The organism is Pseudomonas sp. FG13, assembly GCF_057809755.1.
On the sequence record NZ_JBMDKO010000004.1, the window covers coordinates 13,666 to 29,957 of the forward strand.

Below are 16,292 nucleotides of genomic sequence, written 5' to 3' on the forward strand. Positions count from 1 at the left end.
TCAGCATACACCGAAGGCGTGTCGCGTTGCCTTGTCACGTAATGGACATATGTTTGTCATGGGCCATTAACCGCCGGTGTGCACAGTGGTGAAAACGATCAGAGGGTTGCTTATGACCAGCGCCGAGCTCGCCAGACCCAGCCGCAAGCAGCGTGTCCGCACCCTGTGGATATCCGATGTGCACCTCGGTACCCGGGATTGCCAGGCCGAGCATTTGTCGCAGTTCCTCAAGAGCTATCACGCCGACAAGATTTATCTGGTCGGCGACATCATCGATGGCTGGAAACTGCGCGGTGGCATGTATTGGCCCCAAGCCCACACCAACGTCATCCGCCGTTTGCTGACCATGAGCAAGCGCGGCACCGAGGTGATCTACGTCACCGGCAATCACGACGAATTCCTGCGCCGCTATTCGAAGCTGATCCTGGGCAATATCCAACTGGTGGACGAGGCGGTGCACGTCACCGCCGACGGCCGGCACCTGCTGGTGATTCACGGCGACCAGTTCGATGTCATCACCCGTTACCACCGTTGGCTGGCGTTTCTCGGGGATTCAGCCTACGAGTTCACCCTCACGCTGAACCGCTGGCTCAACCACTGGCGGGCCCGCTATGGCTACGGCTACTGGTCGTTGTCGGCGTACCTCAAGCACAAGGTCAAGACCGCCGTCAGCTTCATCAGCGACTTCGAAGAAGCCATCGCCCATGAATGCGTGAAGCGCGAATTGCATGGTGTGGTGTGTGGCCACATCCACCACGCCGAGATGCGCAAGGTGGGTGAGGTCGAATACCTCAACTGCGGCGACTGGGTCGAATCCTGTACGGCGCTGATCGAACACTGGGACGGCTCGATCGAGTTGTACCGGTTGGCGGATGCCCAGGCGCGCGAAGCCCAGTTGAAGGCCCTCAAACTCGCCGAACCGGCCTGAGCCTGTGGCGAGGGGATGGCTCTTTCCTAAAACGGAACCTTTCCCCGCAGCATGTCGCGGTACATGACGAAATCGCCAAGCAGGCTGTAGAGCGGGTGTTTGAAGGTGGCCGGTCGGTTCTTTTCGAAGAAGAAGTGCCCGACCCAGGCAAAGCCGTAGCCGGCCACCGGCAAGGCAATCAACCACCACCAGGCGGTTGCGACAAGCGCCAGGGTGAGAATCAGAATGACCAGCGAGGTGCCGATGAAGTGCAGTCGTCGGCAGGTGCTATTGCTGTGTTCTCCCAGGTAGTACGGGTAGAAGTCAGCAAAGCTCTTGAATTGTCGGGTGTTTTCCAAGACTGCAGGCTCTTTGGTGATTGTCCTGTCTTCAAGTCTAGAGCGATCATCCGCAACGGCCAGTGACAATGAGCGCCACTTTAGTATCCTTCGCAAATCCGGCCGTACTCTGCGGCTTGTCATGCAAGTGATACCTCATGGGTGAACGAACGACTTCTTCAAGCTGGGCGTTGGGGATTGTCAAGGCGCTGGAAATGGACGGCCTGGATTGTCGTGCGCTGTTCCAGCAATTGGGATTGGATTTTTCGGCACTGGACGATCCGGACGCCCGCTTCCCCCAGGATTCGATGACGCGCCTTTGGCAACTGGCGGTGGAGCTGTCCGGGAACCCGGCCATTGGTCTGAACATGGGCAAGGTGGTGCGCCCGGCGTCGTTCCATGTAGTCGGCTACGCCCTGATGTCCAGCCGGACGTTGATCGAAGGTTTCCAGCGGCTGGTGCGTTACCAGCGGATCATTGCCGAAAGTGCCGATGTGAGCATCCGCCAGCTGGAAGGCAACTACGCCCTGGTTCTGACGGTGCATGGCGATCATCTCCCAACCACCCGGCAAAGTACCGAGGCGTCCCTGGCCTGTGCGCTGAGCCTGTGCAACTGGCTGACCGGACGCACCCTGCATCCGGTCAAAGTGCTATTCCAGGGGGCCGAACCGGTGGATCGTGGACCTTACCAACAGGCATTCTGCGCGCCGCTGGTGTTCGGTGCACCCTATGACGCGCTGGTCTTCAAGCGGGCCGACATGGAGGCTCCGCTGCCCACGGCCAACGAGGCCATGGCACAGCTCCACGACCGGTTTGCCGGTGAGTACCTGGCGCGTTTTTCGGAAAGCCGGGTGACCCACAAGGCGCGCCAGGTGCTGTGTCGGTTGTTGCCCCAGGGCGAACCCAAGCGTGATGTGGTGGCGCAGGCGCTGCATCTGTCCCAGCGCACCTTGCAACGGCGCCTTCAGGAAGAGGGCACCAGTTTCCAGGCCTTGCTCGACGATACCCGTCGCGAGCTGGCCGAGCAGTACCTGGCGCAGCCGGCCACGACCTTGCTGCAGATCGCCTATCTGCTGGGGTTTGCCGACCCGAGCAATTTTTTTCGCGCCTTTCGCCGCTGGTTCGATGTCACGCCCGGCGAATACCGGGCAGCGAGGCTGGCCAAACCGGTCAGTGACGCCAGAACGCCGGGATGCACAACACGAACACCGTGATGATCTCCAATCGGCCCAACAGCATGCCGCCGGACAGAATCCACTTGGCTGCATCCGGCAGCGGCGCGAAGTTGCCGGCCGGGCCAATGGTCTCCCCCAGCCCCGGGCCGACGCCGGACACCGTGCTGGCCGCGCCGGTCAGCGCCGTCATCCATTCCACTCCCAGCAGCGACAGCAACAGGGCGATCACGCAGATGGTGATGGCGAAAAAGAACGAGAACGTCAGGATCGAACGCACGATTTCTTCATCGAGGCGGTGACCGTTGTATTTCTGCTTGATCACCGCCCGCGGGTGAATCAGTTGCATGAGGTTGGCCCGGAGCAGGATGTAGGCGACCTGGAAGCGAAAGATCTTGATCCCACCGGCCGTCGACCCCGAGCAGCCGCCGACGAACCCCAGATAGAAGAACAGCATCAGCGAGAAGTTGCCCCACAGGCTGTAGTCCCCCAAGGCAAAACCGGTGGTGGTGACGATCGAGGTCACGTTCAGGGCCACGTGCCGCAGCGCGTCCAGCCAATGCAGGTCGGTGGTCGCCCAGTACCAGGTACCGAGCACCAGCCAGGTCACCAGCAGCACGCCGATCAGGCCCTGGACCTGCTGGTCCTTGATCAGCGCCCGGCGATTGCCGCGCAGCATCGAGACGTACAAGGCGAACGGCAGGCTGCCGAGAATCATGATGACGATGGCGACCCAGTGCACCGCCGGCTCGGTCCATTTGGCCAGGGACAGGTCCGAGGTGGAGAAGCCGCCGGTGGAGATCGCCGACATCGAATGGTTGACGGCATCGAACGGGCTCATCCCGGCCCACCAGAGCGCCAGGGTGCCGAGAATGGTGATGCCGACGTAGGACGCCACGATCAGTCGCGCAACCATGTGGGAGCGGGGCATGACCTTTTCCGAGCGGTCCGAGGATTCGGTCTGGAACAGGCGCATGCCACCAATGCGCAATAACGGCAGGATCGCCACCGCCATGCCGATGAAGCCAATCCCGCCGAGCCAGTGCAGCAGCGAGCGCCACATCAGGATACCCGGGGACATGGTGTCGAGGCCGCTCAGGACCGTGGCGCCGGTGGCCGTGATTCCCGACATGCTTTCAAAGAACGAGTCGGTGTAGCTGATGTGCTGGGTCAGCAGGAACGGCAACGCGGCAAAGACGCACACCACCAGCCAACTGCTGACCGTCAGCAGGTACATGTCTCGCGGGCGCAGGTGTACGTGCTCGGGGCGCCCGGGAAGCACCAGGGCCAGGCCGGCGACGAAGGTGATCATGCTCGACCAGAGGAACGAAGGCATGTCCCCGGTGCGCTCGAAGATCAGCAGGGTGGCCATGGGCACGACCATGAAGATCGCCAGGGTGATCAGGAAGATGCCGATGATGAAGCCAATGATCCGCAGGGTCGGCAACGCCATGAAGTCCGCTCGGGCTGGAAGGGAAGGGCGCCATTCTACCGACGGCTCGCGGCATGTAAACCGCGCCCGGTGCGACTGGCGTGTGCATCGGCGGCCAATTTGCGCTAACTAACTCGCCGTACAGGACACTAGAATAGCCAGACATTTTTTCAGGGAGGTGGCCCGATGCAGGCTCTCGATGCTTTGCTCAACCGTGTTTCCGTTCCACGCCTGGTGGAACCGGCGCCCACGCCTGAACAACGGGAGGTCATGTTCGCCGCGGCGATGCGCGCTCCTGACCACGGCCAATTGCGGCCATGGCGTTTTCTGACGGTCGAAGGGCAGGCGCGTTATCGCATGGGCGAACTGCTGGCGGACGCGGCGCGATTCAATGATCCACTGGTGTCCGAGGCGGTTGTGGAAAAGGCCCTCAATGGCCCGCTGCGTGCGCCATTGGTCGTGGTGGTGATCGCTCGTTTACAGGACCATTTCAAAGTCCCGAAAGCCGAGCAATTGCTGGCCGCCGGCTGCGCCGCCCACGGGATCCTGCTCGCGGCGTATGCCCAGGGCGTTGGTGGCGTGTGGCGCACGGGTGAACTGGCGTACTCGCCGCACGTGGCCAAGGGGCTGGGTCTTGACGTGGGGGAGGAGGTGATCGGGTTCCTGTACCTGGGCACACCGCAGAAAGAAGCGCGGACGGCACCGAAGGAAGACATTGCTGAATTCGTTCGCGAGTGGACTGGGTTGCAGTGATGGAATGACGAGCTTTTGTGGCGAGGGGATTTATCCCCGCTGGGCTGCACAGCAGCCCCCAAACTGCCTACATCAGAAGTAATCTGACACACCGCAGTGACTGATTTTGAGGCTGCTTCGCAGCCCAACGGGGATAAATCCCCTCGCCACAGATAAAGCCTTCCCCACAGGGTTATGCAGGTACAGCAGTTATTTGCAAACGTCCGCAATCGCCTCGGCCAGCCGGTCCAGGCGTGTCGCATCGATGCCAGCCACGTTGGCCCGCCCCGTGCCGACCATGTATACGCTGTGCCGCTCACGCAATTGCTTGACCTGCTCGGGCGCCAGGCCGGTGTAGGAGAACATGCCGCGTTGCACCCCGATATGGGCGAAGCGCTCCCGCAGGCCGTGGGGTTCGAGGGCGTCCAGCAGGCCACTGCGTAGCTGGGCGATGCGCAGGCGCATGGCTTCCACTTCGTCGGCCCACAGACGCTTGAGTTCCGGAGTGCCCAGGATCGTCGCCACCACCGCTGCGCCATGATCCGGCGGTGTCGACCACAGGTTGCGGGCGATGTTGGCCAGTTGGCTGCGGATGTCCACCAGCTTGTCGGCGTCGCGGGCGCAGACGATCAACGCACCGGTGCGATCGCAGTACAAGCCGAAGTTCTTCGAGCAGGAACTGGTGATCAACACCTCGGGCAATGCCTGGGCGAACAACCGGACTGCCCAGGCATCCTGTTCCAGGCCTTCGCCGAAGCCCTGGTAGGCGAAGTCGATCAGCGGCAACAGCTCACGACTGCGCACCACCTCCAGTACCTGGCGCCATTGATCCTGGGACAGATCGAAACCGGTAGGGTTGTGACAGCACGCGTGCAGCAGGACCACATCACCCTTCGGTGCCTGGTTGAGGGTTGCCAGCATCGCCTCGAAATCCAGGCGATTGTCGCTGCCCACGTAGGGGTAGTGGCTGGCCTTGACGCCCGCGGTGGCGAAAATGGTTTCGTGGATCGGCCAGGTCGGGTTGCTCAGCCATACGCCACGGCCTGGCAGACACTGTGCAATGAAGTCGGCACTCAGGCGCAGGGCGCCGGTGCCGCCCGGGGTCTGGGTGGCACCGGCGCGTTGTTCGGCGATCTGCCGGGCGTCGGCACCCAAGACGAGCGCAGTGATCAACCGCCCGAAAGCGGCGTCGCCATGACCGCCGATGTAGGTCTTGGTGGTCTGATGATCCACCAGCCGTCGCTCGGCCTGTTTCACCGATTCGAGAATCGGCGTCAGGCCCTGGGCGTCTTTATAGACGCCCACGCCCAGGTCGAACTTGTTCGGATTGCTGTCCGCGCCGTAGGCCTCCATCAGGCCGAGGATCGGGTCGCCGGGCACCCGGCCGATGGCGTCGAAATGCATTACTTGCGGCCCTCGGCGGTCTTGGCCACGTCATCGGTGCGGGCGGCCATGATGAAGTCGTTGCGGTGCAGGCCCTTGATGGAGTGGCTCCACCAGGTCACGGTGACTTTGCCCCACTCAGTGAGCAGGCCTGGGTGATGGCCTTCGGCCTCGGAGATTTCAGCGACGGCGTTGGTGAATGCCAGGGCGTGCTTGAAATTCTTGAACAGGAAAACCTTTTCCAACTGCATCACGCCGTCGCGCACTTCGATGTTCCAGTCCGGGATCTGCTTGATCAGTACTGGCAGTTCTTCGTCGCTGACCTGTGGGGCGTCGGCACGGCAGGCTTCGCAATGGGCTTGGTTCAGAGTGTTCATGGTGTGTTCCTGGATCGAATAGGGGTAGAACGTCGATGCACTCACGCTAAAGCAAAGTCGCGCGGTGCAACAGACTCACTTGGGATCAAAAAACGCCATTCAGGCGGCTTTCGGCGGAAATTTCGGTGCGTGCAGGCCCAGTTCCCGACCGCGCTTGACCATGCCCATGATGTCCTCATGGGCCAGGTCGAACAGACGCTTGAGCTCTGGCAGGACGAAATACACCGGTTGCAGGATGTCGATGCGATAAGGCGTGCGCATGGCTTCCAGCGGATCGAAGGCCTGGTGCTCCGGCTCGTCCGACAGGCAGTACACGGTTTCCTTGGGCGAAGACAGGATGCCGCCACCGTAGATGCGTCGGCCCTGCGGTGTTTCCACCAGTCCGAACTCGATGGTCATCCAGTACAGGCGCGCCAGGTAGACACGCTCTTCCTTGGACGCCTGCAGGCCGAGCTTGCCATAGGTGTGGGTGAATTCGGCGAACCAGGGGTTGGTCAGCAGCGGGCAATGGCCGAAGATCTCGTGGAAAATGTCCGGCTCTTGCAAGTAGTCCAGTTCTTCCCGGGTGCGAATGAAGGTCGCCACCGGAAACTGTTTGCTGGCGAGCAATTCGAAGAAGGTCTGGAAGGGGATCAGCGCCGGTACCCGGGCCACTTGCCAGCCCGTGGTCGCGCCCAGCACTTTGTTGATTTCGCCCAACTGCGGGATGCGGTCGTGGGGCAGGCCAAGCTTGTCGATACCGTCCAGGTATTCCTGGCACGCACGGCCTTCAATGACTTTCAGCTGGCGGGTGATCAGCGTGTTCCACACCGCATGTTCTTCGGCGGGGTAGTGGATAAAACCTTGCGCATCGGGCTCGCGAGCCACGTACTGCGTCTGCTTCATGCTGCTCTCCTGCTGATTCCCTCAAGGGGAAGACTGTTTGTTGTTATGTCCAGCGATGCGTTAGAGATAGCGCGAAGCAGGTGAATGTGCAGCGGGGGCAGCGGCGAGATGTTCGAGTTGCATGGGCAGATTTCGTAAAGTTTTCGTTACGTATGGAGCGGCGATCCGGCGCTGGTTGGATTCTAAGCTAGGAAATGGCCTACAACTGTCACATAATCTTGACGGTTATTTGCACTCAGCCTCAGAAAAAACTCCTTACAACGAGCTCCCAGGCCTCCATATGCGCATCAAAGTCCATTGCCAGAACCGCATCGGCATCCTGCGGGACATTCTCAACCTGCTGGTGGAGTACGGCATCAACGTCGCCCGGGGCGAAGTCGGCGGTGAGCATGGCAATGCGATCTACCTGCACTGCCCGAACCTGATCAACATTCAATTCCAGGCGTTGCGTCCGAAATTCGAAGGCATTGCCGGTGTGTTCGGCGTCAAGCGGGTAGGGCTGATGCCCAGCGAGCGTCGACACATGGAGCTCAATGCGTTGCTCGGCGCCCTGGAGTTTCCGGTGTTGTCCATCGACATGGGCGGCTCCATCGTCGCGGCGAACCGGGCGGCGGCGCAGTTGCTCGGGGTGCGGGTGGACGAGGTGCCGGGGATTCCGCTATCTCGCTACGCCGAGGATTTCGACCTGCCGGAGCTGGTGCGTGCCAACCAGTCGCGCATCAATGGGCTGCGGGTCAAGGTCAAGGGCGATGTGTTCCTGGCGGATATTGCCCCGCTGCAATCGGAGCATGACGACAGCGAGGCCATGGCCGGTGCGGTATTGACGCTGCATCGGGCCGACCGGGTTGGTGAGCGTATCTATAACGTGCGCAAGCAGGAACTGCGTGGCTTCGACAGCATCTTCCAGAGCTCGAAAGTGATGGCCGCGGTGGTCCGCGAAGCCCGGCGCATGGCCCCGCTGGACGCGCCGCTATTGATCGAAGGCGAAACCGGCACGGGCAAGGAGTTGCTGGCCCGGGCCTGTCACCTGGCGAGCCCGCGCGGGCAGTCGCCGCTGATGGCGCTCAACTGTGCCGGGCTGCCGGAGTCCATGGCCGAGACGGAACTGTTCGGCTACGGTCCTGGCGCCTTCGAAGGCGCCCGTGCCGAAGGCAAGCTGGGTCTGCTGGAGTTGACGGCTGGCGGCACCTTGTTTCTCGACGGGGTGGGGGAAATGAGCCCGCGCCTGCAGGTGAAACTGCTGCGTTTTTTGCAGGACGGTTGCTTCCGTCGGGTGGGCAGCGATGAAGAGGTGTACCTGGATGTCCGGGTGATCTGCGCGACCCAGGTGGATTTGTCTGAGCTCTGTGCTCGAGGGGAATTTCGCCAGGACCTGTATCACCGCTTGAATGTCCTGTCCCTGCACATCCCGCCGTTGCGTGAATGCCTCGATGGCCTGGCGCCGCTGGTGGAGCACTTTCTCGACCAGGCCAGTCGCCAGATCGGCTGTGCGCTGCCGAAGCTGGCCCCGGCGGCGATGGATCGCCTCAGTCATTACCATTGGCCCGGCAATGTCCGGCAACTGGAAAACGTGCTGTTCCAGGCCGTCTCCCTGTGCGATGGGGGGACGGTGAAGGCCGAGCATATTCGCCTGCCGGACTACGGCGTGCGCCAGCCCCTGGGCGACTTCTCCCTGGATGGCGGGTTGGACGAGATTGTCGGGCGATTCGAGAAGGCGGTACTGGAACGGCTCTACTCCGAACATCCCAGCAGCCGGCAACTGGGCAAACGACTGGGGGTTTCCCATACCACCATTGCCAATAAGTTGCGCGAGTATGAGGTGGGTAAAGAGCCTGGAATGTAATCCGTTACTTGTGGCGAGGGGATTTATCCCCGCTGGGCTGCGCAGCAGCCCTAAATCAGGCGACTCGGTTTACTAGTCTTATCGAGTCGACAGGTCTGGTCTGGGGGCGCTTCGCACCCCAGCGGGGATAAATCCCCTCGCCACAAGGGTTAGTGAGTCTGTCCATCCCGGTAATCCTTTGCCTTTCAGCGGCATGATACCGCCGGTTTTTCGTCTCCGGGACATTCCCTCTTTCCCCACAAACCCCCGCAAGTCCTTTGTTTGCCGGGCCGCGAGCCGCCAGAAAAAAGTTGGTCTGCAAATTGCTTATGGCTGAGCAGTACAGCAGTGGGCGGCAAACGTCCGGCACGCAGAGGAACGAGAGTGGACAAGTACCTTTATGTGGCAATGACCGGCGCCAGCCAGAACGCGCTGGCCCAACGGGCCCATGCCAACAACCTGGCGAACATCTCCACCAATGGTTTTCAGAAAGACCTGGAGCAGGCGCGTTCGATGCCGGTATTCGGCGACAGCTTTCCGGCGCGGGCATTTGCCATGTCCGAGCGGCCAGCCACTGACTTCACCCCGGGTGCGTTGGTTGAAACCGGCCGCGACCTCGATGTGGCGGTGAGCGGGCCGGGCTGGATGGCCGTGCAGAACCCCGATGGCGGTGAAAGCTACGTGCGCACCGGCAGCCTCAACGTCGACGCCCTGGGCGTGCTGCGGGCCGGCAACGGCATGCCGGTGATGGGCAACGGCGGTCCTATCGCCGTGCCACCGGAGCAGAAAATCGAAATCGGCCAGGACGGCACCATCAGTATCCGCGCCATGGGCGAAGGCCCGCGCGTGATGGCGGAAGTGGACCGCATCAAGCTGGTCAACCCGGACCTCAAGAACATGACCAAGGGCCTGGACGGTTCCATCCGTACCAAGGACGGCCAGCCGGCACCGGTCGACGCCAACGTGCAACTGGTGTCGGGGTTCCAGGAAGCGAGCAACGTCAATGCTGTGGACGAGATGACTTCGGTGCTGGCCCTGGCCAAGCAATTCGAGCTTCACGTGAAGATGATGAACACCGCCAAAGAAGGCGACGAGGCCATGGCTCGGGTCTTGCAGATCTAACCATTAATTAAAGCGTCGCGCCGAAAATCAGGCGTACGAGGAGAATCGAATGCTTCCGGCTCTATGGGTTGCCAAAACAGGTCTGTCCGCCCAGGACACCAACCTGACCACCATTTCCAACAACCTGGCGAACGTCTCGACCACGGGCTTCAAACGTGACCGTGCCGAATTCCAGGACCTGCTGTACCAGGTCAAGCGTCAGCCAGGTGCCCAGTCGACCCAGGACAGCGAACTGCCGTCGGGTCTGCAAGTCGGTACCGGTGTGCGCATTGTCGGCACGCAGAAAAACTTCACCGCCGGCAGCCTGCAAACCACCGAGCAGCCGCTGGACATGGCCATCGACGGTCGCGGTTTCTTTCAGATTCTGCAGCCGGACGGCACCACGTCCTACACCCGCGACGGTACGTTCCACCTCGACTCCAATGGCCAGATCGTCAATGCCAGCGGTTTTGCCCTGGAGCCCGCCATTGTCGTGCCGAACAATGCCCAGACCTTCACCGTGGGTCGCGACGGCACCGTGTCCATCACCGTGGCGGGCAACCCGGCCGCGCAAGTGATCGGCAACCTGCAGACCGCCGACTTCATCAACCCGGCCGGCCTGCAAGCGGTAGGCAACAACCTGTTCCTGGAAACCGCTGCCAGTGGTGCGCCGCAAATCGGCACCCCGGGTTTGAATGGTTTCGGTACCACGCTGCAGAACACCCTGGAAACGTCCAACGTGAGCACCGTTGAGGAGATGGTCAACATGATCACCACCCAGCGTGCCTACGAAATGAACTCCAAGGTGATCTCCACCGCCGACCAGATGCTTTCGTTCGTCACGCAGAATCTGTAATCACTTCTATAGGGCGGCCTCAAGGTCGCCTGTAACACCGAGAGGTAGGGTCATGAAACGCTTTGTATCTGTACTGGCACTGAGTGGGATCACCGCGCTCGCGGGGTGTGTCGCGCCAACGCCCAGGCCCAATGACCCGTACTACGCTCCGGTGTTGCCGCGCACGCCGTTGCCGGCCGCTGCCAACAATGGCTCGATCTACCAGGCCGGTTTCGAACAGAACCTGTACAGCGACCGCAAGGCATTCCGGGTGGGTGACATCATCACCATCACCCTGAACGAGCGGACCCAGGCGAGCAAGAACGCCAACTCCCAGGTGGACAAGACCAGCAACACCAGTGTCGGCCTCACCTCGTTGTTCGGCTCCAGCCTGACCACCAACAACCCGATCGGCGGTAACGACCTGAGCCTCAACGCCGGTTACGGCTCCGACCGGGCCACCAAGGGCGACAGCAAGTCCGGCCAGAGCAACAGCCTCACCGGTTCCATCACCGTGACCGTCGCCGATGTGTTGCCCAACGGCATCATCGTCGTGCGCGGCGAGAAGTGGCTGACGCTCAATACGGGTGACGAACTGGTGCGCATCGCCGGCATGGTTCGCGCCGACGACATCGCCACCGATAACACCGTTTCCTCCACCCGTGTGGCGGATGCGCGCATCACGTATTCGGGTACCGGTGCCTTTGCCGATGCGAGTCAGCCGGGCTGGTTCGACCGTTTCTTCCTCAGCCCGAAGTTCCCTTTCTAGGTGGCCCAGTTGAATCTTAAGCGGTTGAACCTCAAACAGCTGTTGATGGGTGCGTTGGTGATGTCGGCAGCCTTCACTGCTCATGCCGAGCGCCTGAAGGACATCGCCAGCATTTCCGGCGTGCGTTCGAACCAGTTGATCGGTTACGGCCTGGTTGTAGGTCTCAATGGTACCGGTGACCAGACCACCCAGACCCCGTTCACCCTGCAGACCTTCAACAACATGTTGTCTCAGTTCGGCATCAAGGTGCCGCCAGGCTCGGGCAACGTCCAGTTGAAAAACGTCGCGGCGGTATCGATCAGTGCCGATCTTCCGGCGTTCGCCAAGCCCGGTCAGCAGGTGGATATCACCGTGTCGTCCATCGGTAACTCCAAGAGCCTGCGAGGCGGCACCTTGCTGCTGACGCCGCTCAAGGGTATCGACGGCAACGTCTACGCCGTCGCTCAGGGCAACCTGGTGGTGGGCGGTTTCGACGCCGAAGGGCGCGATGGCTCGAAGATCACCGTCAACGTTCCGTCGGCCGGTCGCATCCCTGGCGGTGCGTCGGTGGAGCGTGCGGTGCCGAGCGGTTTCAACCAGGGCAACAGCCTGACGCTGAACCTCAATCGGTCCGACTTCACCACCGCCAAACGCATCGTCGACAAGATCAACGACATGCTCGGCCCAGGCGTGGCCCAGGCCATCGACGGCGGCTCGATCCGTGTCACCGCGCCCCTGGATCCGAGCCAGCGGGTCGACTATCTGTCGATCCTGGAAAACCTCGAGGTCGATCCGGGCCAGGCCGTGGCGAAAGTCATCATCAACTCGCGCACCGGCACCATCGTGATTGGCCAGAACGTCAAGGTTTCGCCGGCGGCCGTGACCCATGGCAGCCTGACCGTGACCATCACCGAAGATCCGATCGTGAGCCAGCCGGGCCCGTTGTCCAATGGGCAGACTGCCGTCGTGCCCCGTTCGCGGGTCAATGCCGAACAGGAAGCCAAGCCGATGTTCAAGTTCGGCCCGGGCACTACCCTGGATGAAATCGTCCGGGCGGTGAACCAGGTCGGCGCGGCACCGGGCGACCTGATGGCGATTCTCGAAGCCTTGAAGCAGGCCGGCGCGTTGCAAGCCGACCTGATCGTGATTTGAGGAACGGGCCATGGATATGCGCAAGGGCGCTTTGATCAGTGGAGATTCGGGTTCCTACTCGGACCTGAATCGCTTGAACCAGCTCAAGGTTGGCGACAAGAACAGCGACGGCAACCTGCGCAAAGTGGCCCAGGAATTCGAGTCGCTGTTCCTTGGCGAAATGCTCAAGTCCATGCGCTCTGCCACCGAGGCATTGGGCAAGGACAACCCCATGAATACGCCTGAGGCCAAGCAGTATCAGGAAATGTACGACCAGCAGTTGGCCGTTTCCATGTCTCGCGAGGGTGGCGGTATCGGCCTGGCCGATGTCCTGCTGCGCCAGATGTCCAAGAACAAACCGCTGGCGCCGGGCGAAGCGGCCGCTGCGTCGGCTGCCAAGCAGCAAGAGGCGCTGGACAAGGTCAAGGCAGTGCCCACCCCGGTGGCTGCCGGAACATTGCCCACCAATGGACCTTTGTCGCGCCAGAGCGGCCAGCGTCCGCTCTGGGCTTCGCGGGCCGTCAACGCACCGCAAGGGGCGGGCGAGGGTGGTCATCGTAACGACATGGAACTGCTCAACCAGCGTCGCCTGGCCTTGCCGCCGAAACTGGCCGACCGTCTGCTGGCCGGGCTGGTGCCTTCGGCATCGACCAATGCCAATACCGATGCACCGGCGCAGAATATCCGCTCGGATCGCGCCGTCACCGCCACCAGGTCCGCCTCCGGCGAAATGGCTAATGGCGACTGGCTGGCCGCGCTCAAGGCCTCCGAGTCGAGCGGGGACATGCAGGTCTATGGTCGCGCCGTGGCACAGCCACCGCTGGCGCCGGCCCGCAAAGCGTTCCGCGACGCCGACGAATTCGTCAACGCTATGCTGCCCATGGCCAAGGAAGCGGCGGCCCGCATCGGTGTCGACCCGCGTTACCTGGTGGCCCAGGCCGCCCTGGAAACCGGCTGGGGCAAATCGGTCATGCGCCAACCCGATGGCAGCAGCAGCCACAACCTGTTCGGTATCAAGGCCAGCCAGAACTGGAAGGGCGATTCGGCGCGGGCAATCACCAGTGAGTTCCGCAATGGCGAGATGGTCAAGGAGACGGCCGAGTTCCGTTCCTACGCCTCGTACCGCGACAGTTTCCATGACCTGGTCAATCTGCTGCAAAGCAACAGTCGCTATCAAGCTGTGCTGAAGTCGGCCGATAACCCGGAACAGTTTGTACGCGAGTTGCAAAAGGCCGGTTACGCCACCGACCCGCACTACGCCAGCAAGATTTCGCATATAGCCCGGCAGATGACCAGTTCCCAGAACTACGCATCCGCAGGCGCCACCACGACTTTATAAGGTCTGAACCATGAGTTTGCTCAATATAGGGATGTCGGGTCTGTCAGCCAGCCAGACCGCGTTGGTGACCACGGGTAACAACATTGCCAACGTCGATACCGCCGGATATTCGCGTCAGCAGACCGTGCAGACCACCAAGGCCTCCAATCAATACGGCAACGTGTTCATCGGCTCCGGCACGACCCTGGCCGATGTTCGTCGGGTCTACAACTCCTACCTTGAAGCACAGCTGAAGACCACCACCTCGCTCAACAGCGATGCGGCGGCTTATCAGGGGCAGATCACGCCTCTGGATTCGCTGCTCTCGGACAGCGGCACCGGCCTCAACGGCGCGCTGACCAAGTTTTTCGCGTCGGTGCAGAACGTCAACGCCAAGCCCGGTGACGATGCGTCCCGCCAGTTGCTGCTCAGCGATGCCCAGGCCCTGAGCAATCGGTTCAACTCTATTTCCAGTCAGTTGACGGAGCAGAGTTCGAACATCAATAACAACTTGTCGAACATGGTCAGCCAGGTCAACGACCTGGCTACCACCATTGCCCAACTGAACAAGAAAATCGCCGAAGTCTCCAACACCGGCGGCGCGCCCAATGATCTGCTGGATTCCCGTGGCGAAGCCATTCGCCAGCTGTCGACGTTCACCGGCACCCAAGTCGTGGAGAACGGCAGCAGCCTGGACATCTACCTGGGTTCCGGCCAGCCGCTGGTGATGGGCACTATCGTCAATACCCTGCAAGCGGTGCCGGACAAGAACGATCCGGGGCGCATGGGTATCCAGCTCAACAGCGGTTCCAGCTCCATGGACCTCACCTCGGTGCTCACCGGTGGTGAGATCGGTGGCCTGATGCGCTACCGCAGCACCGTGCTCGACCCGGCCATGAACGAACTGGGCCGCGTCGCCCTGGTGGTCGCCGACCAGATGAACACCGTGCAGGCGTCGGGCATCGACATGAACGGTGCCTTTGGTTCCAACCTGTTCAACGACATCAACAGTGCCGCGCAGATCAGTCAGCGCAGCGTTGCCGCGCTGGGCAACAGTGCAGGTTCCGGCAATTTCAACGTGGCCATCACAGACGCCGGCCAGTTGACCACCAACGACTACAAGGTGACCTTCACCAGCGGGACCAACTACACCGTCCAGCGCCTGCCCGATGGCTCGTCGATGGGCGCGTTCAGCACCGCGACCACGCCACCACCGGTGATCGACGGCTTCTCGATGACCTTCGCCAACGGCACCGCGGCGGCTGGTGACTCGTTCAAGATCACGCCGACCCGCAATGCGGCGGGCAACATCAAGACCGAGATGACCGACTCCAAGCGGCTGGCGATTGCCGCGCCACTGGGCGCAGCCATCGCGGCGGGCGGCAGTGGCACGTTGACCATTCCGGCCAGTGGCCAGCCGACACTGACGACCAGTCTGGACATCTACGACGCGGCCACGACGACCGTCATCCAGAACGGCATCAAGACCTCCATGCCGGTCAAGGTGTTGTTCGGGGCGACCTCCGCCGACGGCACCAGCCAGGCGTACCAACTGCTCGATGCCCAGGGTAACGAACTCAGTAATGGCACGATCACTCCTGGTCAAAGCAACACGTTGAACCTGAGCGTTCCGCTGAAGGACGCCAGTGGCAACCCGATCATGGATTCGTCGGCGCCACCGGTGCAGCGCACTGTCAGCTTCGCCATGTCCATCGCTGGAGCACCGTCCAACGGTGCCGCCATCAACGTCAGCGTCAGCAAGGCGGGTAGCCTGGACAACCGTAACGGCACCATCCTGGCCGGTCTGCAGACCGCCAAGAGCGTCGACACCGGTTCCTCCAGCGGCGGTATTTCCCTGAGTGATGCCTACGGCAAACTGGTGGAAGGCGTGGGCTCCAAGGCGGCCCAGGGCAAGCTCGACAGCGCTGCCACCGGCGCGATCCTGAACAACGCCAAGAACGCCCGTGACTCGCTGTCAGGCGTGGACCTGGACGAAGAAACCGGCAACCTGGTCAAGTTCCAGCAGTACTACACCGCGTCTTCGCAGATCATCAAGGCGGCGCAGCAAATCTTCAGCACATTGATCAACAGTCTTTAAGGAGCCGTAGCCC

15 protein-coding genes are annotated in these 16,292 nt (G+C 61.7%); 10 read left to right on the plus strand and 5 right to left on the minus strand.

Annotated features, from left to right (window positions below):
* Positions 1-112 precede the first annotated feature (112 nt).
* A complete protein-coding gene (locus ACODTO_RS05290; protein ID WP_489106063.1) occupies positions 113-928 on the plus strand; it encodes a UDP-2,3-diacylglucosamine diphosphatase in 816 nt (271 codons plus the stop codon).
* A 26-nt stretch (positions 929-954) separates the two neighbouring features.
* On the opposite strand, the gene ACODTO_RS05295 is transcribed toward ACODTO_RS05290, so the two are convergent.
* Complete coding sequence (locus ACODTO_RS05295; protein WP_139647293.1) at positions 955-1,266, minus strand: Mpo1-like protein; 312 nt, start codon at positions 1,264-1,266, stop codon at positions 955-957.
* Positions 1,267-1,403: 137 nt separating this feature from the next.
* Here ACODTO_RS05295 and ACODTO_RS05300 point away from each other — a divergent pair, with 137 nt between their 5' ends.
* The gene (locus ACODTO_RS05300; protein WP_139647291.1) at positions 1,404-2,459 is read left to right on the plus strand and encodes an AraC family transcriptional regulator; all 1,056 of its coding nucleotides are present in this window, start codon (positions 1,404-1,406) and stop codon (positions 2,457-2,459) included.
* On the opposite strand, the gene ACODTO_RS05305 is transcribed toward ACODTO_RS05300, so the two are convergent.
* Entirely contained in the window at positions 2,416-3,870 is a 1,455-nt protein-coding gene (locus ACODTO_RS05305; RefSeq protein ID WP_139647289.1) for a TrkH family potassium uptake protein, read from the minus strand. The genes ACODTO_RS05300 and ACODTO_RS05305 overlap by 44 nt on opposite strands.
* 165 nt (positions 3,871-4,035) lie before the next feature.
* On the opposite strand from ACODTO_RS05305, the gene ACODTO_RS05310 reads away from it, so the two are divergent.
* Positions 4,036-4,602, plus strand: coding sequence for an NAD(P)H nitroreductase (locus tag ACODTO_RS05310; RefSeq protein WP_139647287.1), 567 nt, complete (start codon positions 4,036-4,038; stop codon positions 4,600-4,602).
* 189 nt (positions 4,603-4,791) lie between these two features.
* Here ACODTO_RS05310 and ACODTO_RS05315 read toward each other — a convergent pair whose 3' ends face one another.
* The 3 genes from ACODTO_RS05315 to phhA all read right to left on the minus strand — a co-directional run bounded on the left by ACODTO_RS05315 (position 4,792) and on the right by phhA (position 7,226).
* The gene (locus ACODTO_RS05315; RefSeq protein ID WP_489106064.1) at positions 4,792-5,985 is read right to left on the minus strand and encodes an amino acid aminotransferase; all 1,194 of its coding nucleotides are present in this window, start codon (positions 5,983-5,985) and stop codon (positions 4,792-4,794) included.
* A complete protein-coding gene (locus tag ACODTO_RS05320; protein WP_489106065.1) occupies positions 5,985-6,341 on the minus strand; it encodes a 4a-hydroxytetrahydrobiopterin dehydratase in 357 nt (118 codons plus the stop codon). The genes ACODTO_RS05315 and ACODTO_RS05320 overlap by 1 nt, the downstream gene beginning before the upstream one ends.
* A 99-nt stretch (positions 6,342-6,440) precedes the next feature.
* The gene (phhA, locus tag ACODTO_RS05325; RefSeq protein ID WP_139647283.1) at positions 6,441-7,226 is read right to left on the minus strand and encodes a phenylalanine 4-monooxygenase; all 786 of its coding nucleotides are present in this window, start codon (positions 7,224-7,226) and stop codon (positions 6,441-6,443) included.
* Positions 7,227-7,506: 280 nt separating this feature from the next.
* Between phhA and ACODTO_RS05330 the strand changes: the two genes are divergently transcribed.
* The 7 genes from ACODTO_RS05330 to flgK all read left to right on the plus strand — a co-directional run bounded on the left by ACODTO_RS05330 (position 7,507) and on the right by flgK (position 16,279).
* Positions 7,507-9,069: a sigma-54-dependent transcriptional regulator gene (locus ACODTO_RS05330; RefSeq protein WP_139647281.1), complete on the plus strand. Its 1,563-nt coding sequence runs from the start codon at positions 7,507-7,509 to the stop codon at positions 9,067-9,069.
* A 363-nt stretch (positions 9,070-9,432) separates the two neighbouring features.
* Positions 9,433-10,170, plus strand: a complete 738-nt coding sequence (locus tag ACODTO_RS05335; protein ID WP_041023356.1) for a flagellar basal body rod protein FlgF — start codon at positions 9,433-9,435, stop codon at positions 10,168-10,170.
* A 49-nt stretch (positions 10,171-10,219) separates the two neighbouring features.
* Positions 10,220-11,005: a flagellar basal-body rod protein FlgG gene (gene flgG, locus ACODTO_RS05340; RefSeq protein ID WP_041023357.1), complete on the plus strand. Its 786-nt coding sequence runs from the start codon at positions 10,220-10,222 to the stop codon at positions 11,003-11,005.
* A gap of 52 nt (positions 11,006-11,057) precedes the next feature.
* Positions 11,058-11,753 carry a flagellar basal body L-ring protein FlgH gene (gene flgH, locus ACODTO_RS05345; protein ID WP_139647279.1) on the plus strand — a complete coding sequence of 232 codons (696 nt, stop codon included), beginning with the start codon at positions 11,058-11,060 and terminating at the stop codon, positions 11,751-11,753.
* A gap of 45 nt (positions 11,754-11,798) precedes the next feature.
* On the plus strand, positions 11,799-12,884 hold the full coding sequence (locus ACODTO_RS05350; RefSeq protein ID WP_175362517.1) for a flagellar basal body P-ring protein FlgI: 1,086 nt from the start codon (positions 11,799-11,801) through the stop codon (positions 12,882-12,884).
* Positions 12,885-12,894: 10 nt separating this feature from the next.
* Positions 12,895-14,202, plus strand: a complete 1,308-nt coding sequence (flgJ, locus tag ACODTO_RS05355; protein WP_041023359.1) for a flagellar assembly peptidoglycan hydrolase FlgJ — start codon at positions 12,895-12,897, stop codon at positions 14,200-14,202.
* Positions 14,203-14,212: 10 nt separating this feature from the next.
* Positions 14,213-16,279: a flagellar hook-associated protein FlgK gene (gene flgK, locus ACODTO_RS05360; protein ID WP_175362458.1), complete on the plus strand. Its 2,067-nt coding sequence runs from the start codon at positions 14,213-14,215 to the stop codon at positions 16,277-16,279.
* Positions 16,280-16,292: the final 13 nt, after the last annotated feature.

What these genes read in the sequence shown, in the direction of transcription:
- phhA (WP_139647283.1), bottom strand. Translation starts at nt 7,226, where the DNA reads ATGAAGCAGACGCAGTACGTGGCTCGCGAGCCCGATGCGCAAGGTTTT.
- ACODTO_RS05290 (WP_489106063.1), top strand. Translation starts at nt 113, where the DNA reads ATGACCAGCGCCGAGCTCGCCAGACCCAGCCGCAAGCAGCGTGTCCGC.
- ACODTO_RS05330 (WP_139647281.1), top strand. Translation starts at nt 7,507, where the DNA reads ATGCGCATCAAAGTCCATTGCCAGAACCGCATCGGCATCCTGCGGGAC.
- flgJ (WP_041023359.1), top strand. Translation starts at nt 12,895, where the DNA reads ATGGATATGCGCAAGGGCGCTTTGATCAGTGGAGATTCGGGTTCCTAC.
- ACODTO_RS05300 (WP_139647291.1), top strand. Translation starts at nt 1,404, where the DNA reads ATGGGTGAACGAACGACTTCTTCAAGCTGGGCGTTGGGGATTGTCAAG.
- flgK (WP_175362458.1), top strand. Translation starts at nt 14,213, where the DNA reads ATGAGTTTGCTCAATATAGGGATGTCGGGTCTGTCAGCCAGCCAGACC.
- ACODTO_RS05315 (WP_489106064.1), bottom strand. Translation starts at nt 5,985, where the DNA reads ATGCATTTCGACGCCATCGGCCGGGTGCCCGGCGACCCGATCCTCGGC.
- flgG (WP_041023357.1), top strand. Translation starts at nt 10,220, where the DNA reads ATGCTTCCGGCTCTATGGGTTGCCAAAACAGGTCTGTCCGCCCAGGAC.
- ACODTO_RS05305 (WP_139647289.1), bottom strand. Translation starts at nt 3,870, where the DNA reads ATGGCGTTGCCGACCCTGCGGATCATTGGCTTCATCATCGGCATCTTC.
- ACODTO_RS05310 (WP_139647287.1), top strand. Translation starts at nt 4,036, where the DNA reads ATGCAGGCTCTCGATGCTTTGCTCAACCGTGTTTCCGTTCCACGCCTG.
- ACODTO_RS05320 (WP_489106065.1), bottom strand. Translation starts at nt 6,341, where the DNA reads ATGAACACTCTGAACCAAGCCCATTGCGAAGCCTGCCGTGCCGACGCC.
- flgH (WP_139647279.1), top strand. Translation starts at nt 11,058, where the DNA reads ATGAAACGCTTTGTATCTGTACTGGCACTGAGTGGGATCACCGCGCTC.
- ACODTO_RS05350 (WP_175362517.1), top strand. Translation starts at nt 11,799, where the DNA reads ATGGGTGCGTTGGTGATGTCGGCAGCCTTCACTGCTCATGCCGAGCGC.